This is a genomic window from Pseudomonas sp. G(2018), assembly GCF_005502415.1.
Lineage (GTDB): Bacteria > Pseudomonadota > Gammaproteobacteria > Pseudomonadales > Pseudomonadaceae > Aquipseudomonas.
Genome location: NZ_SCOO01000056.1, coordinates 1 through 23,866, shown reverse-complemented (window position 1 = coordinate 23,866; position 23,866 = coordinate 1). Strand labels below are relative to the sequence as shown.

Sequence of the window (23,866 nt, the reverse complement as noted above, 5' to 3'; positions counted from 1 at the left end):
CATTTAGCCTGTGTACATCAATGCCACTGGCGGGAATTACTGCTACCGAGCTAACGTAAGGATATTGACGACCCGAACTCTAAAAGGACCCTCCCGATGCACATCATCAATGCCCGGTTGCGCAACCAGGAAGGCCTGCATGAGTTGCACCTGGAAAACGGTCTGATCAGCAGCATTGCCCGGCAGACCGAAGCCCCGACCCTGGGACCCGAGGACCTGGACGCCGGTGGCAATCTGGTGGTGCCGCCCTTTGTCGAACCGCATATCCACCTCGACGCGACGCTGACCGCCGGCGAGCCGCGCTGGAACATGAGTGGCACGCTGTTCGAAGGTATCGAATGCTGGGGCGAGCGCAAGGTGACCATCACCCTGGAAGACACCAAGCCCCGGGCGAAGAAAACCATCCAGGCCCTCGCCGCCCACGGCATCCAGCACGTGCGCACCCACGTCGACGTCACCGATCCGCAGTTGACTGCCCTCAAGGCAATGCTCGAGGTGCGCGAGGAAAGCCGTCACCTGATCGACCTGCAAATCGTCGCCTTTCCCCAGGAAGGCATCGAGTCTTACCGCAACGGTCGGGACTTGATGGAAGAAGCGATCCACATGGGCGCCGACGTGGTCGGTGGCATTCCGCATTTCGAGTACACCCGCGATCAAGGCGTCAGCTCGGTGAAGTTCCTGATGGACCTGGCCGAGCGCACCGGTTGTCTTGTCGATGTGCATTGCGATGAAACCGACGACCCGCACTCACGCTTTCTCGAAGTCCTGGCCGAAGAAGCCCGCAGCCGCGACATGGGCTCGCGGGTCACCGCCAGCCACACCACGGCCATGGGCTCCTACGACAACGCCTACTGCGCCAAGCTGTTCCGCCTGCTCGGGCATTCGGGGATCAGTTTTGTCTCCTGCCCCACCGAGAGCATTCACCTGCAAGGGCGCTTCGATAACTTTCCGAAACGCCGGGGTGTGACTCGGGTCAACGAGTTGCTCGAAGCCGGCATGAACGTGTGTTTCGGCCAGGACTCGATCGTCGACCCGTGGTATCCGCTGGGCAATGGCAACATCTTGCGGGTACTCGAAGCGGGCCTGCATATCTGTCACATGCTGGGTTATCGCAACCTGCAAAGCGCGCTGGACCTGGTCACCGACAACAGCGCCAAGGCCCTGGCCCTGGGAAATCGCTACGGCCTGGAACCGGGGCGGCCGGCGAACCTGCTGATCCTGTCGGCGGAAAGCGACTACGAGGTGATCCGCAGCCAAGGGTTGCCGCTGTATTCGGTTCGCGGGGGCAAGGTGTTGATGAAGCGGACGATGCCGGTGGTGGAATGGGCCTGATTATTCTTTGACCGGGCGGGCCTCTTCGCGAGCAGACTCGCTCCCAGATGGGTTATGTGTTGTTCACAAAAACCTGTGGGAGCGAGCCTGCTCGCGAAGGCGATCTAACAATCACCCCACCAACCGCGCCGTACCAAACAGACTGACGCGCCTCAACTCCCCCCGCTCTTGCTCCAGCAAAATCGGCGCCGTGCCCCCGGGCATCACCACCTTCACTTCCCCGGCGCTCACCCAGCCCACGCGCCACGCCGCACACGCCACCGCCGTGGCGCTGGTGCCCGAAGACGTGGTCGGCCCCTCGCCCCGTTCGAACACCCGTGCGATCACCCGTTGCCCGGACTCATGCATCGCCCATTGCAGGTTGACCCCCGCCGGACACGGCTTCCCCGCGCCCAGCGGCATGGCATAAGCGATACGCGTCAGCCCTTCGGACAATGGCGACTCACGCATCTGCTCATTGCTCGGCAAGGCATCCGCGTTATCCACCAGTGTCACGCAATGCGGATTGCCGACCCGCGCGAACTGGCTGCGTGACCATGCCGCGTTGAGTGACGCCAACGGCTGCACACGACTGAGTTCGCGTGCGTTGAACGCCACGCTCTCAACATCATGCGCACTGACCGCTTGCGGCCCGAACGAAGGCTGGCCCAGGTCCAGCCAGAACCCGTTCACGCCTTCGACCCGCGCCGCTTTCACCGACGTTTCCCCCGGTGAAAGCACATCGGCCTTGTCGTGATGAACCCTGAGCAGACACGCCTCGTCCTTCGGAAAAAGGCCCTGATCACTGAGCGCCTGGGAGAAAATCGTCAGCCCGTTGCCGCTGCGCTCGGCCAGCGTACCGTCGGTGTTCACGATCAACAGATCAAAGGGCGGCGACGACTGGAACGGCCCGACCAGCAAACCATCGCTACGATGCTCCTTGCTACCGGGCGGTTGCGTGCCGGGCGCCCAGGCACAGCAGGCTTCGATGGCTGCGAGCGCCCATGTTTCGCGGACTTGCGCAGCATCGCTGGCTTGATCAGGCAAGGCGATACCGTCGCGGCGCAAGTCTTGCGGCGCCACCACCATGTAGATATTGCCTCGTGCATCGTACATCTGCGCCATGGCGCCCTCCCTGCTGGAATGATCAGTCGGGCCCAACATATCGCGAAACACGGTCCGGCTGTGCAAGGATGTCACCCTGCCGGAACGCGAAACCATGCGGACGCTGATCGAACCCACCCCGTTCGATCACTGTCCCTAAGGGACGCGACGTTTTTTGCCAAGGATTGATATGACCAACCTCAACACCCAGACCTCATTCGTTCCGGGACGCCTGGAACAGATGTCCACGCGCATCGCCTTTTTCATCGCAGGTGCAGGCATCGCCGCATGGGCGCCGCTGGTGCCGTACGCCAAGGCCCGGGCCGGACTGGATGAAGGCACCCTGGGTCTGTTGCTGCTGTGTCTGGGGGTGGGATCGATTCTGGCGATGCCCATGGCTGGCCTTCTGGCCACGCGCTTCGGTTGCCGCCGGGTACTGAGCGGCGGCACCTTGATGATTTGTACGGCGCTGCCGTTGCTGGCGACGGTGTCGTCGGTACCTGCACTGATCGCGGCCTTGTTCCTGTTCGGTGCGGGCCTGGGCACGGTGGATTCGACGGTTAACCTGCAAGCGGTCATCGTCGAGCGGGCCAGCGGCAAGACCATGATGTCCGGGTTCCATGGCTTGTTCAGCCTGGGCGGGATCGTCGGCGCGGCGGGCGTCAGCGCGCTGCTCGGCCTCGGGCTTTCGCCGCTGGGCGCGATGCTGGTGGTGATCGTCCTGCTGCTGGTCGCACTGCTCAAGGCCGCGCCGCACCTGTTGCCCTATGGCAGCGAAAGTTCGGGGCCGGCGTTTGCCGTCCCCCACGGCATCGTGCTGTTCATTGGCGGGATGTGCTTCATCGTATTCCTTGCCGAAGGCGCGGCCCTCGACTGGAGCGCGGTGTTCCTGGCGCAGGAACGCGGGATCGACACGGCCTATGCCGGATTGGGTTACGCAGCGTTCGCGCTGACCATGACGGTGGGTCGCTTGACCGGTGATTCGATCGTGCGGCGTCTGGGCGCAACGCGGGTGATTGTCTTCGGTGGGGTGACGGCTGCGCTCGGTCTGTTTCTGGCGACATTCGCTCCGAGCTGGGAAGCGGCGCTGGTGGGCTACGCCTTGCTGGGCGCCGGCTGCTCGAACATCGTGCCGGTGCTGTACACCGCTGTGGGCAAGCAGACGGTCATGCCGGAAAGCATCGCCGTGCCGGCCATTACCACCCTGGGTTACGCGGGGATCCTCGCCGGACCTGCGGTGATCGGCTTCATCGCCCATGGCAGCAGCTTGAGTTTTGCCTTTGGCTTGATGGCGGTGTTGCTGCTGGCGGTGGCCATCGGGGGGAAGGTGTTGAAGGTCTGAAAAGCATCGCTGGCAAGCCAGCTCCCACAGGATTTATGTCATTCACTGCATGTGAGCACGACACAAAACTCTGTGGGAGCTGGCTTGCCAGCGATGAAGGCGCCTCGGTCGATCAGAACCCTACGCTGGCCTGCACGAAGAATGTGCGCGGTGTGCCGACGTACATGCCCGCGTTGTTGTCGCTGGAGCGGGTGAAGTACTGCTTGTCGAAGATGTTTTTCACCCCGGCGCCGACTTTCAGGTTCGACACCGACGGACCGAAGTCATAGCCACCACGCACATTCCAGGTGACATAACCTGGAATGTCGCCGTACTGACCATCCGCGGTGCCTTCGGTGATGTAGTTGTTGGTGAAGCTGCCATCGGCGTTCACCGCAACACCCGGTGAGCGCTGCTTGGACTGGGCAAAGGCATCGAGGTTGTAGGTCCAGCGGTCGATGTTGTAACGCAGGCCGGCGGTGGCCACCTGACGCGAGTAGAACGGCAGGTCGCGGCCCTTGAAGTCCGGAATATCACCTTCATACACCGCACGGGTGTAGGTGTAGCCGGCGTTGGCGGTCAGGCCTTCGAGGCGTGGGTCCAGTGCCGCCATGTCGTAGTGCACCGACGCCTCGATGCCACGGTGCGTGGTCGCGCCGAGGTTGGTCCAGCCCGCATCGTTGCTGATGTACTGCAGTTCTTTGTCGAAGTCGATGTAGAACAGCGTTACTTCACCGCCCCACACACCATCGTTGTAGCGTGTGCCGATCTCGTAGGTCTTGGCCTTCTCCGGCTCCAGGCCGTTGGCCGTTTCGTCACCCGAGCCACCTTGACCGAGCTGGAAATATTGCAGGGAGCCGAACGAGGTCTCGTAGTTGGCGAACAGCTTCCAGGCATCGGACATGTGGTACATGACGCTCAGGGCCGGCAGCGGCTCGTTGCTTTCGATGCTGCGGCGTTTTTCCTGCACGGGCTTGCCGGCGGTGTCGAGTACCGGGCGGTCATGCCATTCGGTCTGGATATGTTCGAAACGCACACCCGGGGTGATGGTCCAGTTGCCGACATCGATTTTGTTGTCGATATACACCGCGTGGGCTTCAGTGCCACCGGTACGGTCCTGATACACATGGCCGTCCGACGTCTTGGTCACCACCGGTTCGTTGGCGCTGTTCAGCCCCAGACGACTGGCTTCCTCGTGCATGCCTTCCTTCAGGTAGCGATAGCCGACGCTGACTTCCTGGGTGGTCGGGCCGACGTCGAACACATGGGACACCCGCGGTTCGATACCGTAGGTGTAGTAGGTGCGCGGAAACGAGCCGAGGGTCTTCTGGTCGCGGGCGGCGATGTTGCTGCCACGGAAGCTGTCGGAGTAGTAGGTCAGCACTTCGGCCTGGGTACGGTCGTCGATCTGCCGGATCCACTTGAACGACACATCCTTGCGGCGGCCGCTGAAGTTGTCGTTGTTACGGTCGGACTGGAACGGATCGGCGTCGTATTGCGCCTGGGTCAGGCCGCCGGGCATGTCGGCGCTGGCATCGTAGTAGTGAAAATTGAGGCTGAAATCGTCGACATCAGTGGGCGCCCAGTGGGTCTTGAGGATCACGTCGTCGATGTCGTTGCCGTTGTTGCGCTCACGGTAGCCGTCGCCATTCACGCCGGAGTACAACAGCGCCACGCCCATGCCGTTGTCGGCGGTGCCGCCCATGAATGCGGTGTCGATGTGTTTCCAGCCACCGTGCTGGGAGGTTTCCAGGGTGGTGCCGATTTCAGCGGAGGCTTTTTCCGGAATCGCACGGGTCACGAAGTTGATCACGCCACCCACGTTCTGTGGCCCGTAGCGCACGGAACCTGCACCGCGTACCACGTCGATGCTGTCGAGGTTGCCGGAGGAAATCGGCGCCATGGACAGTTGAGGCTGGCCGTAGGGCGCGAACGCCGCGGGCACGCCGTCGATCAGCACAGTGGAGCGTGGCGACAGGCGCGAGGTCAGGCCACGCACGCCGACGTTGAGGGAAATGTCACTGCCGCCGGTGCCGTTGGCCTCCTGCACTTGCACACCCGGTACGCGCTTCAACACGTCGCCGACGTTCATCGCGCCCTGCTCGATCATGGCTTCACGGCGGATCACGGTACGCGCACCAGGATGGTTCTGCACCACGGCGGCATCGGCGTCGCCGAGCCAGTCGCCGACCACCTTGATGTCGGTTGCGCCCAGTTCCAGCGGGCCATTGGACGCCTGGCTCGGCGCTGGCATCAGGGTCACTGAACCTTCATCGATCGAATATTGCAGGCCGCTGCCTTGCAGCAACTGGCGCAGCGCCTCTTCCGGCGAGAGATTGCCGTCCACCGCAGGTGCTTGCTTGCCGGCCACCAGGTCAGGGCTGAAGAAAACCTGCAACGAGGTTTGCTGACCCAGCTGAGTCAAGGCCTGCCCCAAGGGTTGCGCCTGGATATGGATGGCGTCGGCGGCGAATGCCTGGGGCATCGCACCGTTGACCGCCAGCGCGAGCGCCAGCGGCAACCAGGGGAAGGTTTTGTTTTTAGCGGTGGACTTATTCACGTCGAACGTATTCCTGTGGATCGCAAGAGTGTGCGCTTGTTAATGCAAACCAGTTGCAGTTGAACAGGAAGACGATGAACTCGAAAAAAACCTGAATGTTATTTTGAAATTATTTCCTGACTGCCGTCATCGAGGGTGCGCACGGCCACCGGAAGGATGCTCGGCAAGGCCTTGAGCAGCGCATCGGTGTTGTCGGACTTGAACACGCTGGTCAGGCGCAGATTGCCCACCGTCGCGTTGCCGACCTTGAGTGGCTTTTCCCGATAACGCGAGACCTGCTCGGCGACATCGGCCAGGCTGGCGTTGTTGAACACCAGTTTGCCGTTGCGCCAGGCCGTCAGTTCCACCGGGTTGACCGCATAGGCGGCCGCGACCTTGCCCTGGGCATCGACATGGGTGCCCAGGCCCGCCGTGAGGCTGATGAAATCGTGATCGGCCGCCGAGCGACCTTGCACCTTGACCGTGCCCTGCTCCACCACCACCCGGGTATCGGCTGTGCCCCGGCGCACATCGAAGCGGGTGCCGGTGACCGTGACCTTGCCGTTTCCGGCTTCGACGACAAACGGCCGACGGGTGTCATGCTGGACGCTGAACATCGCCTCGCCTTCGGTCAGTTCGATGGCGCGCCGGTTCTTTTCAAAACGCACCTGAATCCGGCTGCGGCTGTCGAGGTCGACCACCGAACCATCCGGCAATGCCACCTGGCGACGTTCGCCCAGGGCCGTGGAAAACTCCGCCGTGTAGAGCGACGGCTGATTCAAGCCGCTAAACAGCCCCAACCCGAGCGCCACCGCCAGCACACTGGCGGCCACCGCATAGCGCACCATCGGCCGACGTTTGCCGCGGGCCGGCGCTTCTTCGCACAGCGCCCGCAGACGCGCCGCCGGCACCCGGTCGGCGGCCTTCCACAGGCCCTGGAGCAATTCGAATTCGTTTCGGTGTTGGGGGTGTTCGTCCAGCCATGTTTCGAAGCGACGATACACATCGACATCGACGGCAGGTTCCTGCAAACGCACAAACCACTGCGCCGCTTCATCGCGAACCGTTGTTTGCCCGCACGCACAATCACGAGTATCCATCATGGAAGTTCCTGTTTGGCTGGGGATGAGAAAGCGCGGCCACTCATGGTTAGAGTCCTTCAAGGCGGTCGCGCAAATGCCGCAGCGTGCGGATCATATACTTTTCCACCATGTTCTTGGACAGTCCCAGGCGCTCGGCGATTTCGGCCTGGGTCAGGCCTTCGATTTTCTGCCAGACAAACACCTTGCGGCAGTTGACCGGAAGCTCGGTGAGCGCCCGTTCGATGGAATCGGCCAATTGGATCGCATGCATGTAATGCTCCGGGTCGCCGGATGACGACACACTTTCATCGATCGCCTCTGACTCCATGGCGCCCCGCCGATCCTCACGCCGATAACCATCCACCGCGATATTGCGCGCGGTCTGATGCAGGTACGCCCTGGGTTGCTGCACCGCTGCCGAATCGGACTCAAGCACGCGCACAAAAGTATCGTGGGCCAGGTCCTCGGCCTGCTGACGATTTCTCAGGCGACGGGTCCAGGTGCCAACCAACTCTTCGTAATGCTCGAAAAAGCCGTGTCTGCGGGGCAGCTTGGGGGTCATTGCGGCATGCTGTGTAAACGGGGCGTGAATAGTAATGCTTCCTATTAACTAGAAGCAATGACTGCCGGCGCCACCGGTCGACCCGGGCAGCAAGGCGCTTTGTCCGATTGCCAACCCTCCGCCAGTCGGGAAAGCTGATTGCGGCACAAATCCAAAGGAATCTGGCAGCAATTCCAATGCAGCCATTCACCACCTGTAGCAAAGTGCTGGCATGCCTGACACCGGATGTTTCCGAAGGAACCCAGATATGTTCACCTCCCTTGCATTGCGCAACAGAAAACCGCTGGCCCGGCTCGCGCTGGCCATCACCCTGGGCACCCTCGGCCTGCCTTATTGGGCGGGAGATGCCCTGGCCCACGGCGGTCAAGCCGAAATGGTGCCGCTGCAAGCGGGCCTCGAGGAGTTTGGCGCCACGGTCAAATGGGACGACTACGCCAACCTGTTCACCATCGCCAAGGACGGGGTCTACCTCAAGGTCAAGCCGAACAGCAACGTGGCGATGCTCAATGGCAAACGCATCGAGCTGACGGTGCCGGTGGTGTTCAAGAACAAGACGGCATTCATGTCCAAGGACTTCATCAACCAGGTGTTCCAGTCCGGCCTGGACACGACCTTTGTCGTGGAAACCCGCCCCAACCCGCTCAACCCGTTGAGTGCGGCCGAAATCACCGCGGCGGTGGGCATCGTCAAGAAGTCCGAGCATTACAAGCCCGGTTTCCGCTTCACCGAAGTCTCGATCAAGGCGCCGCCGAAAGACCAGGTGTGGAACTTCGTCTACAGCGGGCAAAACGTCACCCAGCCACGCCAGGCCAGTATCGTGGTGCTGGACGGCATGCATGTGATCGAAGCGCTGGTGGATCTGGACAGTAAGGAACTCAAGTCCTGGAAACCGATTGAAGGTGCCCACGGCATGGTCCTGCTGGACGACTTCGCCACCGTGCAAACCGCCGTCGAGACCAGCCCGGAATACGCGCAAGCCCTGGCCAAGCGCGGCATCAACGATGTGAAGAAAGTGGTGGCCACGCCCTTGACCGTCGGCTACTTCGACGGCAAGGACGGCCTGGCGCAGGACAAGCGCCTGCTGAAAATCGTCAGCTATCTCAATGTCGATGACGGCAACTATTGGGCGCACCCGATCGAAGGCCTGGTGGCGATTGTCGATCTGGAACAGAAAAAGCTGATCAAGATCGAAGACGAAGCGCTGATTCCGGTGCCGATGAAACCGACACCCTATGACGGTCGCGGCCGCAAGGGCGTGGCGGTCAAACCGCTGGAAATCATCGAGCCCGAAGGCAAGAACTACACCATCACCGGCAACAGCATTCACTGGCAGAACTGGGACTTCCACGTTCGCCTCGATTCGCGGGTCGGTCCGATCCTGTCCACCGTCACCTACGACGACAAGGGCAAGAAACGCAAAATCATGTACGAGGGTTCGCTGGGCGGCATGATCGTGCCTTACGGCGATCCGGACGTGGGCTGGTACTTCAAAGCCTACCTGGATTCCGGCGACTACGGCATGGGCACCCTGACTTCGCCGATCGCCCGTGGCAAAGACGCCCCGGAAAACGCCGTGATGCTGGACGCCACCATCGCCGACTACACCGGCGCACCGACCTCGATCCCCCGCGCCATGGCAGTGTTCGAGCGCTATGCCGGCCCGGAATACAAACATCAGGAGATGGGCCAGCCCAACCTCAGCACCGAACGCCGTGAACTGGTGGTGCGCTGGATCAGCACCGTCGGCAACTATGACTACATTTTCGACTGGGTCTTCCAGCAGAACGGCACCATCGGCATCGACGCCGGCGCCACCGGGATCGAAGCGGTCAAGGGCGTGAAATCCAGGACCATGCACGAAGAAACCGCCAAGGAAGACACGCGCTACGGCACCCTGCTCGACCACAACATCGTCGGCACCACGCACCAACACATCTATAACTTCCGCCTGGATATGGACGTGGACGGCGAAAGCAATTCGCTGGTGGAAGTGAACCCGGTGGTATTGCCCAACGACCGTGGCGGCCCGCGAACCAGCACCATGCAGACCGAAACCAAAGTGGTCAGCACCGAACAACAGGCCGCGCAGAAATTCGACCCGTCGACCGTGCGCCTGCTGACCAACTTCAGCAAGGAAAACAAGGTCGGCAACCCGGTTTCCTATCAGTTGATTCCCTATGCCGGCGGCACGCACCCGGTGGCCAAGGGCGCCAACTTCGGCAAGGACGAATGGCTCTACCACCGCTTGAGCTTCATGGACAAGCAGCTGTGGGTGACGCAATACAACCCGGAAGAGAAGTACCCGGAAGGCAAATACCCGAACCGCTCGGACAAGGACTCGGGCCTGGGGCAGTTCACCCAGGACAACCACTCCATCGAAAACACCGACGATGTGGTCTGGCTCACCACCGGCACCACCCACGTCGCCCGGGCCGAAGAGTGGCCGATCATGCCGACCGAGTGGGTGCATGTACTGTTGAAGCCGTGGAATTTCTTCGATGAAACGCCGACCTTGAACCTCAATTCACCGAAATAACGAGGCACACACAAACCCTGTGGGAGCTGGCTTGCCAGCTCCCACAGGGTCAAGCGGTGTCCATGGGAATGAGTCAGGCATGCTGCTTGCGATACTCCCCCGGCGCAATGCCGAAGCGCGACTTGAACGCGGTCGAGAAGTAGCTCGAATCAGAAAACCCCCACGAGTAACCCAGCACCGACAACTTCTGCTCCTTGCCCGATTGGCGCAGGGATTCGGCGCACAGGTCCAGGCGACGGTTCTTGATGTAGCGCGCTACCACCAGGCCTTTTTTGGCAAACATCCGGTACAGGCCACGGGTCGACATGCCGACTTCCCGCGCCAGCCATTCCGGGCACAGCTCTTCGGAGCGGATGTGCTGGTCGATGAAGCTCAGGGTCTTGCGGAAGGTGCGCTCGTGCAGGTCCGTGCAATCGTCGGTCTGGCTGATCGCCGGACGCAGCAGGCTGACAATCGCCTCCAGGGTCGCTTCGCTTTCCTGGCGGCTCAGGTCCGGCTGGCGCGTGGCGTCGAGGATCAGACGGTGCGAGAGCATGGCGATGGGCGATGTCCCGGCGATCCGGTGCCCGCACTTGACCTGGTTGAAGCGCAGGGTTTGCTCCACCAGTTGATAGGGCAGGATCAGCGACAATTGCCGGGAGTTTTCGCTGTAGGTGAAATCACTGGGCCGCGCGGCATCGATCAGGGTGATGTCACCGGCCGACAACAGCACCTTGTCGTCGCCCTGGGCCATGCCCGCCGTGCCATCGAGCTGGAACACAGCGAAGTATTTGCCGCCCTCGTTCGCCGCGACTTGCTGCGGCGTGCGGTACAACCGCGCCTGGCAGGCATCGACGAAGCTCAGCTTGAGCGCATCGCTGCGGTACTCGCGGATTTTTCCGGAAAATCCGGCCCCCAAGGGTTTGGCGTTGAAGGCGCCACAGATCTGGTTGATCTGATGGATCCACTGATCGAACCCATCCTGGCGCTGTGCGTTTATAGAAATCATGGCAGGCCTCACGCAGGCTTATTTTTATTGTCTACGTCAATCCAATGCTCTCCTGAACAGTGACTCTCCCTTAACGACGACGGGTTACTTCAACCCGCCAAAACGTCGATAAAAACTTTCGCCCACGTCCGGTAACGGGCCGTCGGCGGTTTCCAGTGCACTGTTCAGCCATTCCTCGGCCTTGGCGTAGATCAACCGGTAAATATTGCGGCACAACTGGCGGGCGGCTCGACCTTCCCAATCGCCCGGTAACAATTCATCCGGCAGTTGCGGGTCGCGCAACAACAGTTTGCGGTATTCGTGAATCAGCAGGATCCGTGCCAGGAAGCAATCGGACGGCTGCAGGCTTTCCTGCTCGCGAAGCGCTTGCCAGAGTGGTCGGAACAGTTGGATGAACTCGCTGTAATGGGTCGCCAGTTCCTCGATGTTCCAGCTCTCGCGTACTTGCAGGCGCAGGGCCTTGGAGGCCAGCACGTCCTGGGCGGTGGTTTCGAAAACGATGGTTTCTTCAAGAGCGCCGAGGTCGAGCAGGGTCGCGTTGACATCGGTGCGGTCGCTGCGCGGGCAAGCCAGCACCGCCGGCGAAATCGCACCAAAACCTTGCCATTCCAGCTCTTCGCGCACTTGCTTGCGCTTGTCCTGGCTCAACTGCGAGAGCATCACCAGGCACCAGGAACCATCCCAGGCTGGCATGCTGGTGCTGTAGACCCGCTTGAACGCCTTGTCGAAACGCCGGCGGCCGGTGCCGGTCAGGCTGTAGTAACTGCGCCGACCGACTTTCTCGGCGGTCAGCCAGCCTTCCTTGGTCAGGCGGAAAATCGAGGTGCGGATCAGCCGCTCGTTGATGCCGATCGGTTCGAGCAGTTGAATCAGGCTGCCGAGCCAGACCGTCCCGCCATGGGGTTCGATGGCATCACCATATCGCGTGATGATCAGGGAGCTGGCGCGAATCGGCGTCTGCTCCTGGAAACGTGTGATCAGATGATTCAGGGGTGTCAGGGACGACATGGGCGTACCGGTCTGAAAAAAGAAAAGGAATATACCGAAAGCCACAACCCCTGTGGGAGCGGGCAAGTCGAATCGTCGCACCGCCGCTCCCACAGGGGTATCAGTGTTCAAAAGGTGCTGCCCTTTGGCCTGAATCCGCTGTCACTGATCCGCGGCCGATCAACCTCCGGCTCGGCCAACGGTTCACAAACCTGCATCTGCGTGAGGCATCGCTTGGTCAGTTCCTGATACTCACGAGTACCCGCCTGCTTCCACGCCACTTCCTGATCGCTGAGGGTGCGCTTGACGCTGGCCGGTGCGCCCATGACCAGCGACTGCTCCGGGCATTCGAAACCGGCCTTGACGAACGCCGCCGCCGACACAATGGACCGCGGGCCGATGCGTGCGTTGTCCATCACCACCGCATTCATGCCCACCAGCGCATCGGCGCCGATCCGGCAACCGTGCAGCACCGCGCCATGACCGATGTGGCCGTTGCGTTCGACCACGGTGTCGCTGTCCGGGAAGCCGTGCATCACACAGGTGTCCTGCAGGTTGGCGCCCTCCTCCAGCACGATCCGCCCGAAGTCGCCGCGCAAGCTCGCCAGCGGCCCGACGTAGCAATGCGGGCCGATGATCACGTCGCCGATCAATACCGCTGACGGGTGCACATAAGCACTGGGGTCGACCACCGGGGTCAGGCCATCGAGGCTGTAGCAGGTCATTGGCAGGTTCCTTCACAAAGCGATGCCGATATGGACTCATTTTGTATCACATCGCTTTTATCAGCACAAAGGCTAAAAAGCGTATCACTTGATAGACCGGTTCAAACGGGGTGTTTTTTAAGCACCAAAACCCTCATAAACACCAGCAAAATCAATACTAAAAGGATGATAACCCACTTCAAAAAGCTTACCTCTAAAAATCAAGAATCCGACAATAGGACACATTAAAACGTTTTTTATGTTGATTTTACGTATCACGTTACAGGTATACTCCGGCAAAACCGGCCCCCGCAGCCGATCCAATAACAAGCCGGCACCACCGCCGAGCGTGCACCGTGAGGGCATCCGCCATGCCTCTAACCCTTGCCGTCGAGATGATCGAGTCTGGCGTGCGCCTGATTACCCTGCAGCGCCCGCAAGCACTGAACGCCCTGAACACCCAGTTGCTGGGCGAACTGGCCGACGAACTGAGCGCCGCTCAAACCGATCCCGACACCCGCGCTGTAGTCATCACCGGCAGCCGCAAGGCGTTTGCCGCCGGTGCCGACATCAAGGAAATGGCCGAGCGCGATCTGGTCGGCATCCTCGACGACCCGCGCCAGGCTTCGTGGCAAGCCATCACCCGCTTCAGCAAACCGCTGATCGCCGCCGTCAACGGCTTCGCCCTGGGCGGTGGCTGCGAACTGGCGATGCACGCCGACATCATCATTGCCGGCGAAGGCGCCCGCTTCGGCCAGCCGGAAATCAACCTCGGGATCATGCCCGGCGCCGGTGGCACCCAACGTCTGCTGCGCGCCGTCGGCAAATCCATGGCCATGCAAATGGTGCTGACCGGCGAGCCGATCGACGCCCGCCAGGCGCAGCGTGCCGGCCTGGTCAGCGAAGTCACGCAACCGGAACTCACCGTCGAACGCGCCCTGCAGGTCGCCCGCACCATCGCCGCCAAGGCACCGCTGGCAGTGCGCCTGGCCAAGGAAGCGCTGCTCAAGGCCATGGACACCGACCTGGCCAGCGGCCTGCGTTTCGAGCGCCACGCCTTCACCGTGCTGGCCGGCACCCGCGACCGCGACGAAGGCATTGCCGCCTTCCAGGAAAAACGCACGCCGACTTTCACCGGCCAGTAATCCGGTTAACCCGCCTAACGAATTCCAAGAGAGCGCCAAGACCATGAACTTCGAACACATCCTGTTTTCCATCGAGGCCGGCGTCGCCCTGCTCAGCCTCAATCGCCCGGACCAGCTCAACAGTTTCAACACCCAGATGCATGGCGAAGTGAAGGAAGCGCTCAAGCAAGTGCGACAGAACCCGGACGTGCGTGTGCTGCTGCTGACCGGTGAAGGCCGTGGTTTCTGCGCCGGGCAAGACCTGAGCGACCGCAATGTCGCGCCGGGCAGTGCCGTACCGGACTTGGGCGAGTCCATCGAGAAGTTCTACAACCCGATGATCCGCCAATTGCGCGACCTGCCGATGCCCGTCATCTGTGCGGTCAACGGCGTGGCAGCCGGTGCCGGCGCGAACATTCCGCTGGCCTGTGACCTGGTGCTGGCGGCACGTTCTGCCAGTTTCATTCAGGCCTTCTGCAAGATCGGCCTGATTCCCGACTCCGGTGGTACCTGGACCCTGCCACGCCTGGTCGGCATGGCCCGCGCCAAGGCCTTGGCCCTGCTCGGCAACCGCCTGACCGCCGAACAGGCCGAGCAATGGGGCCTGATCTACCGCTGCGTGGACGACGCCGAACTGCGCGACGAAGCGCTGAAGCTCGCGCAACACCTGGCCACCCAACCGACCTACGGCCTGGCGCTGATCAAACGCAGCTTGAACGCCAGCATGAGCAACAGCTTCGACGAGCAGCTGGAACTGGAGCGCGACCTGCAACGCCTGGCCGGGCGCAGCGAGGATTACCGCGAAGGCGTCAGCGCCTTCATGGAAAAACGCACCCCAAGCTTCAAGGGACGCTGAGTCATGACCGCACTGAATAAAACTGAACGCGTCGCCGTGATCGGCGCTGGCGCCATGGGCGCCGGCATTGCCCAGGTCGCGGCGCAGGCTGGTCATCCGGTATTGCTGCTGGACAATCGTCCCGGCGCGGCCTCCCAGGCCATCGAAGGCATTGATCGGCAACTGGGCAAGCGCGTCGAAAGCGGCAAGCTGTCCGCCGAATTGCGCAGCGCTACCGTGGCGCGCCTGCAAGCGGTGGAAGCCATCGAAGCCCTGGCCGATTGCGATCTGATCATCGAAGCCATCGTCGAGAACCTTGAGGTCAAACGCGCACTGTTCCGCCAGCTGGAAGACATCTGTGGTGATCACTGCATCCTCGCCAGCAACACCTCATCGCTGTCGATCACCAGCATCGCCGCCCCGCTGAAACGCCCGCAGCGCTTGCTCGGCCTGCACTTCTTCAACCCGGCGCCGGTCATGGCGCTGGTGGAAATCGTCTCCGGCCTGGCGAGCGATCCGGCGTTGGCCGAATGTCTGTATGACACCGCCAAGGGCTGGGGCAAAAAGCCGGTACATACCCGCTCCACGCCCGGCTTCATCGTCAACCGCGTAGCCCGGCCGTTCTACGCCGAAAGCCTGCGCCTGTTGCAGGAAGGCGCCGCCGATTGCCCGACCCTGGATGCGCTGATGCGCGAGGCCGGCGGGTTTGCCATGGGCGCTTTCGAGCTGACCGACCTGATCGGCCATGACGTCAACTATGCCGTGACTTGCTCGGTGTTCGACGCTTACTACCAGGACACCCGTTTCCAGCCTTCGCTGATTCAGAAGGAACTGGTGGACGGCGGACGTTACGGGCGCAAAAGCGGTCAGGGTTTCTATTCCTACGCTCAGGGCGCGGAACGTCCGCCAGCGAACGAAATCACCAGCAGCGCCAGCGTGGAAAGCTGTGTCGCCGAAGGGGACATGGGCATCGCCGAGGGCTTGCTGTCGCGCCTACGTGGACAAGGCGTGAGCGTCATCCAGCGCGACGGCCGCGGCTTGCTGCGGGTCGGTGACGCGGTGCTGGCCCTGAGCGACGGGCGCATGGCCTGCCAGCGCGCCAAGGACGACGGATTGCGCAACCTGATCCTGCTGGATCTGGCCTTCGATTACGCCAATGCCAAACGCATCGCCATCAGCCACGCGGCCGGCATCGATCCGCTGGCCCTCGAACAAGGCGTTGCCCTGCTGCAACAGGCCGGCCTCAAGGTCAGCCTGCTCAGCGACAGCCCGGCGCTCGCGGTATTGCGCACCGTGGCGATGCTCGCCAACGAAGCGGCGGACGCCCTGCTGCAAGGCGTGGCCTCGGCCGCCGACATCGATCTGGCCATGCGCGCCGGGGTCAACTATCCCCAAGGCCCGCTGGCCTGGGCCGATGCAGTTGGCCTGCCACACATCCTCGTCACGCTGGACAACCTGCAAGCCGCGTACGGCGAAGAACGCTACCGGCCGTCGCTGCTGCTGCGCCGCCGCGTAGCCGAAGGGAGAAACTTCCATGACTAACCATGAAGCCATGACCCTGGCCAGCGAGTGTGCGCAGTCGCTGTTCCAGCGCGACAACGCCAGCCAGGCCATGGGCATGCGCCTGCTGTCCGCCGGCCCCGGCACCGCTCGCGTGGGCATGACCGTGCGCGCCGACATGGTCCAGGGCCACGGCACCTGCCACGGCGGCTACCTGTTCGCCCTCGCCGACTCGGCGTTTGCCTTTGCCTGCAACAGCTACAACGAAGCCACCGTGGCCATCGGCTGCAGCATCGACTACATCGCCCCGGCGCGCCTGGGCGACACGCTCAATGCCGATTGCATCGAGCAAAGCCGTTCCGGCCGCACCGGCAACTACGACGTACGCATTGAAAACCAGCAGGGCCAGTTGATCGCCCTGTTCCATGGCAAATCCTACAAAGTGCGCGGCCCGGTGCTGACGCAGGAGACCCCGAATGAATGACGCCCTGATCATCGACGCGGTACGCACGCCCATCGGCCGCTACGCCGGAGTCCTGAGCAGCGTGCGCGCCGACGACCTCGGCGCGGTGCCGCTGCGCGAATTGCTGCGCCGCTACCCGAACGTGGACTGGAGCCAGGTCGACGACGTCATCTACGGCTGCGCCAACCAGGCCGGCGAAGACAACCGCAACGTCGCGCGGATGTCGGCGCTGCTGGCCGGGTTGCCGGTCAGCGTACCGGGCACCACCCTCAATCGCCTGTGCGGTTCCGGGCTGGACGCGGTGGGCACTGCGGCGCGGGCGATTCGCAGTGGCGAGGCCGGGTTGATGCTGGTGGGCGGGGTCGAATCGATGTCCCGCGCACCGCTGGTGATGGGCAAGGCCGAGCAGGCGTTTTCCCGTCAGGCCGAGATTTTCGACACCACCATCGGCTGGCGCTTCGTCAATCCGCTGATGAAAAAGGCCTTCGGCATCGACTCCATGCCGGAAACCGCAGAGAACGTCGCCGAACAGTTCAACATCTCCCGCGCCGACCAGGACGCCTTCGCCCTGCGCAGCCAACAGCGCGCTGCAGCCGCCCAGGCCAACGGACGCCTGGCCAAGGAAATCGTTGCGGTGGAAATCCCCCAGCGCAAAGGCCCGGCCAAAGTCGTCGAACACGATGAACACCCGCGTGGCGACACCACCCTTGAGCAACTGGCCAAACTCGGCACGCCGTTCCGCGAAGGCGGCAGCGTCACCGCCGGCAACGCTTCGGGCGTCAACGACGGTGCCTGCGCCCTGCTGCTGGCCAGCCCCGAAGCCGCGAAACGCCACGGCCTGACCGCCCGTGGCCGCGTCGTGGCGATGGCCACTGCCGGTGTCGAGCCGCGCATCATGGGCATCGGCCCGGTGCCGGCGACCCGCAAGGTGCTGGAGCTGGCCAACCTGAGCCTGGCCGACATGGACGTGATCGAACTCAACGAAGCCTTCGCCGCCCAAGGCCTGGCGGTGTTGCGCGAACTGGGTTTGAGCGACACCGATCCACGGGTCAACCCCAACGGCGGCGCCATCGCCCTCGGCCATCCGTTGGGCATGAGCGGCGCGCGACTGGTGACTACCGCCCTGCACGAGCTTGAGGAACGCAATGGCCGCTACGCCCTGTGCACCATGTGCATCGGCGTCGGCCAGGGGATCGCGCTGATCATCGAGCGTCTATCCCACTAAAGAACCGCGATTCCCGAGGAGCCGAGAGGTATCCTTGGGTCATGCACTCAAAGCCCTTGTGCAAAAGGGCTGGAACACAAAAACAATTCGAGTGAAGTCATGAACATGCCAATTGCCCAATCCGTGCTTGATCCTGTGCTGGACCCGCTGGAAACCGCCAGCGTCGACGAACTCCGTCAGCACCAGCTCGAACGCCTACGCTGGAGCCTGAACCACGCCTACAACAACGTGCCGCTGTATCGTCAGCGCTTCGACGCACTGGGTGTGCACCCGGATGACATCAAGTCCCTCGACGACCTGGCGAAATTCCCGTTCACCACCAAATCCGACCTGCGCGACAACTACCCCTACGGCATGTTTGCCGTGCCGATGCACGACATCGTGCGCCTGCACGCGTCCAGCGGCACCACCGGCAAACCGACCGTCGTCGGCTACACCCAGAACGACATCGACACCTGGGCCAACGTCGTGGCCCGTTCGATCCGCGCGGCGGGCGGGCGTCGTGGCGACAAAGTGCACATTTCCTATGGCTACGGCCTGTTCACCGGCGGCCTCGGCGCGCACTACGGCGCCGAGCGCCTGGGTTGCACGGTGATCCCGATGTCCGGCGGCCAGACCGAAAAACAAGTGCAGTTGATCAAGGATTTCCAGCCGGACATCATCATGGTCACGCCGTCCTACATGCTCAACATCGCCGATGAAATCGAGCGCCAAGGCATCGACCCGCACAAACTGGCCCTGCGCCTGGGCATCTTCGGCGCCGAACCATGGACCGCCGAACTGCGCAGTGCCATTGAGCAACGCCTGGGCATCACCGCCCTGGACATCTACGGCCTCTCGGAAATCATGGGACCGGGCGTCGCCATGGAATGCGCCGAAACCAAGGACGGCCCGACCATATGGGAAGACCACTTCTACCCGGAAATCATCGACCCGGTCACCGGCGAAGTGCTGCCGGACGGTCAGATGGGCGAACTGGTGTTCACCTCCCTGAGCAAAGAAGCCCTGCCGATGATCCGCTACCGCACCCGCGACCTGACGCGCCTGCTGCCGGGCACCGCACGGCCGATGCGCCGCATCGACAAAATCACCGGACGCAGCGACGACATGCTGATCATCCGCGGGGTCAACGTGTTCCCGACGCAGATCGAGGAGCAGGTGCTGAAGATCAAACAACTTGCCGAGTGTTATGAGATCCATCTGTATCGCAATGGCAACCTGGACAGCGTTGACGTGCACGTCGAACTCAAGGCTGAACATCAGCACCTGAGCGACGAACAGCAGAAGGCCGTCTGTGGCGAGTTGAGCAAGCACATCAAGACCTACATCGGGATCAGTTCGCGGATCGTCCTGCAGCCTTTCCACTCGATCAAGCGCTCCGAGGGCAAGGCTTGCCACGTGATGGACAAACGCCCTAAAGCATGACTGCTGCACCCTTTATGGCCCCGCTTATGCGGGGCTTTTTTTTGCCCCTTCACCGCTCTGCCTGCACCTGTGGGAGCGAGCCTGCTCGCGAAAGGACCGTGTCAGCCACATTTGCGCTGATTGACACACCGCCTTCGCGAGCAGGCTCGCTCCCACAATGGGCCGACGTACACCCGCTGCTTCTCACCACTCATCAGGCCGAGCGCCTTATCCACCCAAAGCGATACAAAAAACAAATACGACACGTCATTTTATGTTTGATATTAATTTCCGTATCGCTTATAAAGTTCTCCATGCCCTCGAACAGATTCACGGCGGGAGACCCCCATGTACGCACAGCTAGTAGAAACAGGCGTGAAACGCATAAAAGACCTGTCGGAGATGTCCGAACAGGAGCGCGCTTTCCAGGAAAAAATCGATTCAGAAATCAAGATCGAAGCCAAGAACTGGATGCCAGATGCCTACCGGCAAACCCTGATCCGGCAGATTTCCCAGCACGCTCACTCCGAAATCGTCGGCATGCTGCCTGAAGGCAACTGGGTGACCCGCGCCCCTTCGCTCAAACGCAAACTGCAGTTGATGGCCAAGATCCAGGACGAGGCCGGTCACGGTCTGTACCTGTACAGCGCCATGGAAACCCTGGGTGCCGACCGCGATGCGGAAATCGCCAAGCTGCACAGCGGCAAGGCCAAGTACTCGAGCATCTTCAATTACCCGACGCTGAACTGGGCCGACATGGGCGCGGTGGGCTGGCTGGTGGATGGCGCGGCGATCGTCAACCAGGTGGTGCTGCAGCGCACCTCCTACGGCCCGTACTCGCGGGCGATGATCCGCATCTGCAAGGAAGAGAGCTTTCACCAGCGCCAGGGCTACGAAATCCTCCTGACCATGATGCGCCACGGCACTCAAGCGCAAAAAGACATGGTCCAGGACGCAATCAACCGCCTGTGGTGGCCGTCGCTGATGATGTTCGGCCCGAGCGACGAACACTCGCCGAACAGCGCCCAGTCCATGGCCTGGAAGATCAAGCGCCAGAGCAACGATGAACTGCGCCAGCGCTTCATCGACCAGACCATCCCGCAGCTGGAGCTGCTGGGCTGCACCTGCCCCGATCCGGACCTGAAGTGGAACGCCGAACGCGGCCACTACGACTTCGGCGAGATCCAGTGGGACGAATTCTACGAAGTGCTCAAAGGCAATGGCCCGTGCAACCAGGAACGCGTCGCCACCCGCCGCAAGGCGATTGAAGACGGCGCCTGGGTTCGCGAAGCCGCCGTCGCCCACGCCCGCAAAAAACAAAACAAGAACGCCGCCTGATTCGGCCACCTGATGTGGAGTAACTGAAATGTCCGAGTGGACCCTTTTCGAAGTCTTCGTGCGCAGCAAGCACGGCCTCAACCACAAGCACGTCGGCAGCGTGCACGCCGCCGACACCACCATGGCCATCGAAAACGCGCGCGAGCTGTACACCCGTCGCAGCGAAGGCGTGAGCCTGTGGGTCGTGCCATCGGCGCTGATCACCGCCTCGTCGCCGGATGAAAAAGACCCACTGTTCGACCCGTCGGACGACAAGGTTTACCGCCATGCCAGCTTCTACGAGCTGCCGGCCGAAGTCGGGCACATGTGAGGTCGACCATGAATAACAAGACCGATCTGATCGAATACTTGCTGCGCCTGGGCGACAGCGCCCTGATCCAGGGCCAGCGCCTGTGCCAGTGGTGCGGCAAGGCTCCGGCGCTGGAAGAAGAGCTGGCGCTGATGAACGTCGGCCTCGACCTCGTCGGCCAGGCCCGCAACTGGCTGGACTACGCCGCCGAATTGCTGGACGACGGCCGCGACGCCGATGACCTGGCGTTCCGCCGCGACGAACGTGCCTATCGCAACCTGCTGCTGGTGGAACAACCCAACGGCGACTACGCGGTGACCATCCTCAAGCAGTTCCTCTATGACGCCTGGCACCTGCCCGTACTCAGCGGCCTGAGCCAGTCCAGCGATGAGCGCATCGCCGGCATCGCCGCCAAAGCGGTAAAGGAAGTCACCTATCACCTGCGCCGCTCCGGCGAGTGGGTCGAGCGTCTGGGCGACGGCACCGAGGAAAGCCACAAACGCATGCTCGCGGCGATCCCCGAGGTCTGGCGTTTCACCGTTGAACTGATCGCCGCCGATGACAGCGAACAGCGTCTTTGCGAAGCCGGTGTCACGCCGGACATCGCCAGTGTGGCGGCGCAATGGCAAGCCAAGGTCAACGACATCTTCGCCAGCGCCACCCTGCCCGTGCCGGCTGCGCCCAGCTATTTCTACCTGAATGCGCGCAAGGGTCTGCACACCGAGCATTTGGGCATTCTGCTGGCCGAGATGCAGTTCCTGCCACGAGCGTACCCCGATGCAACCTGGTGAGCTGATTGCCAGCGACCTCGGCGCCCGGCCGGCACAACCGACCGACCTGGCTGCCGCCTGGGCGATCCTGGCCGAGGTCATGGACCCGGAAGTGCCGGTGGTCAGCGTGGTGGACCTGGGCATCGTCCGCGATCTGGACTGGCAGGCCGGGCACTTGCACGTGGTGGTCACCCCGACCTACTCCGGCTGCCCCGCCACCGAAGTGATCGAGGGCGATATCCGTGAGGCGCTGGAGCAGGCCGGTTTTCGCGCGCCGAATCTGGAGCGCCGCTTGACCCCGGCCTGGACCACCGACTGGATCAGCGACAGCGGCCGTGAACGCCTGCGTGCCTATGGCATCGCGCCGCCCGAAGGCAGCACCAGCAAGCGCAGCCTGCTCGGTGAAAGCCCGGTGATCGTCTGTCCGCAATGCGGCAGCGCCCACACCGAGGTGCTCAGCGAGTTCGGCTCCACCGCGTGCAAGGCGCTGTACCGCTGCGTCGATTGCCGGGAACCGTTCGACTATTTCAAGTGCATCTGAGCGGCGTCGGCCGTCCAGCTGGAGAACAACAATGAGCAAATTTCACAGCCTGACCATCAAGGACGTACGCACCGAGACCCGTGACGCGGTGTCCATCGCCTTCGAGATTCCGCAGGACCTGCAAGACAGTTTTCATTTCACCCAGGGTCAGCACCTGGTGATGCGCACCCAGTTGGACGGCGAAGAAGTGCGCCGCTCCTACTCGATCTGCACCGGCGTCAATGACGGCGAACTGCGGGTCGCGGTCAAGCGCGTGGCCGGCGGGCGTTTTTCCGCGTTTGCCAACGAGCAACTGAAGGCCGGACACAGTCTGGAAGTGATGCCGCCCGCCGGGCATTTCAGCGTCGAACTTGACCCGGCTCGCCATGGCCAATACCTGGCCGTCGCGGCGGGCAGCGGCATCACGCCGATCCTGTCGATCATCAAGACCACCCTGGAAACCGAGCCCCACAGCCGCGTCACCCTGCTGTACGGCAACCGCTCCAGCTCCGGCGCACTGTTTCGCGAACAGCTTGAGGACTTGAAGAACCGCTACCTGCAACGCCTGAACCTGATTTTCGTGTTCAGCCGCGAACAGCAGGATGTGGACCTGTACAACGGCCGGATCAACGCCGAGAAATGCGAGCAATTGTTCAGCCGTTGGCTCGATGTGAAAGCCCTCGACGCCGCCTTCATCTGCGGGCCGCAGGAAATGACCGAAACCGTGCGCGACAGCCTCAAGGCCAAGGGCATGGCACCGGAACGCATTCACTTCGAACTGTTCGCCGCCGTCGGCAGCCAGCAAAAACGCGAAGCCCGCGAGGCCGCCCGGCAGGTGGATTCAGCAGTCAGCCAGATCACCGTCATCAGCGACGGCCGCGCCCTGGCCTTCGACCTGCCGCGCAACAGCCAGAGCATCCTCGACGCGGGCAATGCCCAGGGCGCCGAACTGCCCTACTCGTGCAAGGCGGGCGTGTGCTCGACCTGCAAGTGCAAGGTCATCGAAGGCGAAGTGGAAATGGACAGCAACCACGCCCTGGAAGACTACGAGGTGGCCGCCGGCTATGTGCTGTCGTGCCAGGCCTTCCCGATCAGCGACAAGGTCGTGCTGGATTTCGACCAGCTCTAAACCCCACACCGCCGAACCCTGAGGGAGCGAGCCTGCTCGCGAAGAGGCCATCAAATTCAACATTGATGTTGCTTGATGCTCAGTCTTCGCGAGCAGGCTCGCTCCCTCAGGGTTCGGCGGTGTGGGGTTTAGAGC

Annotated in this window: 21 protein-coding genes; 14 read left to right on the top strand and 7 right to left on the bottom strand. The window is 62.3% G+C overall.

What is annotated here, in order from left to right:
- Positions 1-96 precede the first annotated feature (96 nt).
- Entirely contained in the window at positions 97-1,332 is a 1,236-nt protein-coding gene (codA, locus tag FFS64_RS29665; protein ID WP_137808264.1) for a cytosine deaminase, read from the top strand.
- Positions 1,333-1,443: 111 nt separating this feature from the next.
- Here the strand turns inward: codA and FFS64_RS29660 are convergent, their stop codons facing one another.
- The gene (locus FFS64_RS29660; RefSeq protein ID WP_137808263.1) at positions 1,444-2,436 is read right to left on the bottom strand and encodes a diaminopimelate epimerase; all 993 of its coding nucleotides are present in this window, start codon (positions 2,434-2,436) and stop codon (positions 1,444-1,446) included.
- A gap of 169 nt (positions 2,437-2,605) precedes the next feature.
- Between FFS64_RS29660 and FFS64_RS29655 the strand changes: the two genes are divergently transcribed.
- Positions 2,606-3,757 carry an MFS transporter gene (locus FFS64_RS29655; RefSeq protein ID WP_137808262.1) on the top strand — a complete coding sequence of 384 codons (1,152 nt, stop codon included), beginning with the start codon at positions 2,606-2,608 and terminating at the stop codon, positions 3,755-3,757.
- A 112-nt stretch (positions 3,758-3,869) separates the two neighbouring features.
- On the opposite strand, the gene FFS64_RS29650 is transcribed toward FFS64_RS29655, so the two are convergent.
- The 3 genes from FFS64_RS29650 to FFS64_RS29640 form a co-directional block, all read right to left on the bottom strand.
- Positions 3,870-6,296: a TonB-dependent receptor gene (locus tag FFS64_RS29650; protein ID WP_137808261.1), complete on the bottom strand. Its 2,427-nt coding sequence runs from the start codon at positions 6,294-6,296 to the stop codon at positions 3,870-3,872.
- Positions 6,297-6,394: 98 nt separating this feature from the next.
- Positions 6,395-7,378 carry a FecR family protein gene (locus tag FFS64_RS29645; RefSeq protein WP_137808260.1) on the bottom strand — a complete coding sequence of 328 codons (984 nt, stop codon included), beginning with the start codon at positions 7,376-7,378 and terminating at the stop codon, positions 6,395-6,397.
- Positions 7,379-7,424: 46 nt separating this feature from the next.
- Positions 7,425-7,919, bottom strand: coding sequence for a sigma-70 family RNA polymerase sigma factor (locus FFS64_RS29640; RefSeq protein WP_137808259.1), 495 nt, complete (start codon positions 7,917-7,919; stop codon positions 7,425-7,427).
- A gap of 247 nt (positions 7,920-8,166) precedes the next feature.
- Here FFS64_RS29640 and tynA point away from each other — a divergent pair, with 247 nt between their 5' ends.
- Positions 8,167-10,455 (top strand): primary-amine oxidase, encoded by a 2,289-nt coding sequence (gene tynA, locus FFS64_RS29635; RefSeq protein ID WP_137808258.1) that lies wholly within the window; start codon positions 8,167-8,169, stop codon positions 10,453-10,455.
- 73 nt (positions 10,456-10,528) lie between these two features.
- Here the strand turns inward: tynA and feaR are convergent, their stop codons facing one another.
- The 3 genes from feaR to paaY all read right to left on the bottom strand — a co-directional run bounded on the left by feaR (position 10,529) and on the right by paaY (position 13,155).
- Positions 10,529-11,443, bottom strand: a complete 915-nt coding sequence (gene feaR, locus FFS64_RS29630; RefSeq protein WP_137808257.1) for a transcriptional regulator FeaR — start codon at positions 11,441-11,443, stop codon at positions 10,529-10,531.
- An 84-nt stretch (positions 11,444-11,527) separates the two neighbouring features.
- Positions 11,528-12,451, bottom strand: a complete 924-nt coding sequence (gene paaX, locus FFS64_RS29625; protein WP_137808256.1) for a phenylacetic acid degradation operon negative regulatory protein PaaX — start codon at positions 12,449-12,451, stop codon at positions 11,528-11,530.
- Positions 12,452-12,558: 107 nt separating this feature from the next.
- Positions 12,559-13,155: a phenylacetic acid degradation protein PaaY gene (gene paaY / locus FFS64_RS29620; RefSeq protein WP_137808255.1), complete on the bottom strand. Its 597-nt coding sequence runs from the start codon at positions 13,153-13,155 to the stop codon at positions 12,559-12,561.
- Between the two features lie 350 nt (positions 13,156-13,505).
- Between paaY and paaF the strand changes: the two genes are divergently transcribed.
- The 11 genes from paaF (at position 13,506) to paaE (ending at position 23,731) form a co-directional block, all read left to right on the top strand.
- On the top strand, positions 13,506-14,279 hold the full coding sequence (gene paaF, locus FFS64_RS29615) for a 2,3-dehydroadipyl-CoA hydratase PaaF (RefSeq protein ID WP_137808254.1): 774 nt from the start codon (positions 13,506-13,508) through the stop codon (positions 14,277-14,279).
- A 43-nt stretch (positions 14,280-14,322) separates the two neighbouring features.
- Entirely contained in the window at positions 14,323-15,114 is a 792-nt protein-coding gene (paaG, locus tag FFS64_RS29610; RefSeq protein ID WP_137808253.1) for a 2-(1,2-epoxy-1,2-dihydrophenyl)acetyl-CoA isomerase PaaG, read from the top strand.
- 3 nt (positions 15,115-15,117) lie between these two features.
- Positions 15,118-16,635 carry a 3-hydroxyacyl-CoA dehydrogenase PaaH gene (gene paaH, locus FFS64_RS29605; protein WP_137808252.1) on the top strand — a complete coding sequence of 506 codons (1,518 nt, stop codon included), beginning with the start codon at positions 15,118-15,120 and terminating at the stop codon, positions 16,633-16,635.
- The gene (gene paaI, locus FFS64_RS29600) at positions 16,628-17,077 is read left to right on the top strand and encodes a hydroxyphenylacetyl-CoA thioesterase PaaI (protein ID WP_137808251.1); all 450 of its coding nucleotides are present in this window, start codon (positions 16,628-16,630) and stop codon (positions 17,075-17,077) included. The genes paaH and paaI overlap by 8 nt, the downstream gene beginning before the upstream one ends.
- Positions 17,070-18,281, top strand: coding sequence for a 3-oxoadipyl-CoA thiolase (gene pcaF, locus FFS64_RS29595; protein ID WP_137808250.1), 1,212 nt, complete (start codon positions 17,070-17,072; stop codon positions 18,279-18,281). The genes paaI and pcaF overlap by 8 nt, the downstream gene beginning before the upstream one ends.
- Before the next feature lie 99 nt (positions 18,282-18,380).
- Positions 18,381-19,706, top strand: a complete 1,326-nt coding sequence (gene paaK, locus FFS64_RS29590; protein ID WP_137808249.1) for a phenylacetate--CoA ligase PaaK — start codon at positions 18,381-18,383, stop codon at positions 19,704-19,706.
- Between the two features lie 327 nt (positions 19,707-20,033).
- Positions 20,034-21,023 carry a 1,2-phenylacetyl-CoA epoxidase subunit PaaA gene (paaA, locus tag FFS64_RS29585; RefSeq protein WP_137808248.1) on the top strand — a complete coding sequence of 330 codons (990 nt, stop codon included), beginning with the start codon at positions 20,034-20,036 and terminating at the stop codon, positions 21,021-21,023.
- A 28-nt stretch (positions 21,024-21,051) separates the two neighbouring features.
- Positions 21,052-21,333 carry a 1,2-phenylacetyl-CoA epoxidase subunit PaaB gene (paaB, locus tag FFS64_RS29580; RefSeq protein ID WP_007943393.1) on the top strand — a complete coding sequence of 94 codons (282 nt, stop codon included), beginning with the start codon at positions 21,052-21,054 and terminating at the stop codon, positions 21,331-21,333.
- An 8-nt stretch (positions 21,334-21,341) separates the two neighbouring features.
- The gene (paaC, locus tag FFS64_RS29575; protein WP_137808247.1) at positions 21,342-22,103 is read left to right on the top strand and encodes a 1,2-phenylacetyl-CoA epoxidase subunit PaaC; all 762 of its coding nucleotides are present in this window, start codon (positions 21,342-21,344) and stop codon (positions 22,101-22,103) included.
- Entirely contained in the window at positions 22,090-22,623 is a 534-nt protein-coding gene (gene paaD, locus FFS64_RS29570; RefSeq protein WP_137808246.1) for a 1,2-phenylacetyl-CoA epoxidase subunit PaaD, read from the top strand. The genes paaC and paaD overlap by 14 nt, the downstream gene beginning before the upstream one ends.
- 31 nt (positions 22,624-22,654) lie before the next feature.
- Positions 22,655-23,731 carry a 1,2-phenylacetyl-CoA epoxidase subunit PaaE gene (gene paaE, locus FFS64_RS29565; protein WP_137808245.1) on the top strand — a complete coding sequence of 359 codons (1,077 nt, stop codon included), beginning with the start codon at positions 22,655-22,657 and terminating at the stop codon, positions 23,729-23,731.
- Positions 23,732-23,866: the final 135 nt, after the last annotated feature.

Excerpts from the sequence above, each read along its gene's own strand:
- codA (WP_137808264.1), top strand. The coding sequence starts at position 97 with ATGCACATCATCAATGCCCGGTTGCGCAACCAGGAAGGCCTGCATGAG.
- FFS64_RS29660 (WP_137808263.1), bottom strand. The coding sequence starts at position 2,436 with ATGGCGCAGATGTACGATGCACGAGGCAATATCTACATGGTGGTGGCG.
- FFS64_RS29655 (WP_137808262.1), top strand. The coding sequence starts at position 2,606 with ATGACCAACCTCAACACCCAGACCTCATTCGTTCCGGGACGCCTGGAA.
- FFS64_RS29645 (WP_137808260.1), bottom strand. The coding sequence starts at position 7,378 with ATGATGGATACTCGTGATTGTGCGTGCGGGCAAACAACGGTTCGCGAT.
- FFS64_RS29640 (WP_137808259.1), bottom strand. The coding sequence starts at position 7,919 with ATGACCCCCAAGCTGCCCCGCAGACACGGCTTTTTCGAGCATTACGAA.
- tynA (WP_137808258.1), top strand. The coding sequence starts at position 8,167 with ATGTTCACCTCCCTTGCATTGCGCAACAGAAAACCGCTGGCCCGGCTC.
- feaR (WP_137808257.1), bottom strand. The coding sequence starts at position 11,443 with ATGATTTCTATAAACGCACAGCGCCAGGATGGGTTCGATCAGTGGATC.
- paaX (WP_137808256.1), bottom strand. The coding sequence starts at position 12,451 with ATGTCGTCCCTGACACCCCTGAATCATCTGATCACACGTTTCCAGGAG.
- paaY (WP_137808255.1), bottom strand. The coding sequence starts at position 13,155 with ATGACCTGCTACAGCCTCGATGGCCTGACCCCGGTGGTCGACCCCAGT.
- paaF (WP_137808254.1), top strand. The coding sequence starts at position 13,506 with ATGCCTCTAACCCTTGCCGTCGAGATGATCGAGTCTGGCGTGCGCCTG.
- paaG (WP_137808253.1), top strand. The coding sequence starts at position 14,323 with ATGAACTTCGAACACATCCTGTTTTCCATCGAGGCCGGCGTCGCCCTG.
- paaH (WP_137808252.1), top strand. The coding sequence starts at position 15,118 with ATGACCGCACTGAATAAAACTGAACGCGTCGCCGTGATCGGCGCTGGC.
- paaI (WP_137808251.1), top strand. The coding sequence starts at position 16,628 with ATGACTAACCATGAAGCCATGACCCTGGCCAGCGAGTGTGCGCAGTCG.
- pcaF (WP_137808250.1), top strand. The coding sequence starts at position 17,070 with ATGAATGACGCCCTGATCATCGACGCGGTACGCACGCCCATCGGCCGC.
- paaK (WP_137808249.1), top strand. The coding sequence starts at position 18,381 with ATGAACATGCCAATTGCCCAATCCGTGCTTGATCCTGTGCTGGACCCG.
- paaA (WP_137808248.1), top strand. The coding sequence starts at position 20,034 with ATGTACGCACAGCTAGTAGAAACAGGCGTGAAACGCATAAAAGACCTG.
- paaB (WP_007943393.1), top strand. The coding sequence starts at position 21,052 with ATGTCCGAGTGGACCCTTTTCGAAGTCTTCGTGCGCAGCAAGCACGGC.
- paaC (WP_137808247.1), top strand. The coding sequence starts at position 21,342 with ATGAATAACAAGACCGATCTGATCGAATACTTGCTGCGCCTGGGCGAC.
- paaD (WP_137808246.1), top strand. The coding sequence starts at position 22,090 with ATGCAACCTGGTGAGCTGATTGCCAGCGACCTCGGCGCCCGGCCGGCA.
- paaE (WP_137808245.1), top strand. The coding sequence starts at position 22,655 with ATGAGCAAATTTCACAGCCTGACCATCAAGGACGTACGCACCGAGACC.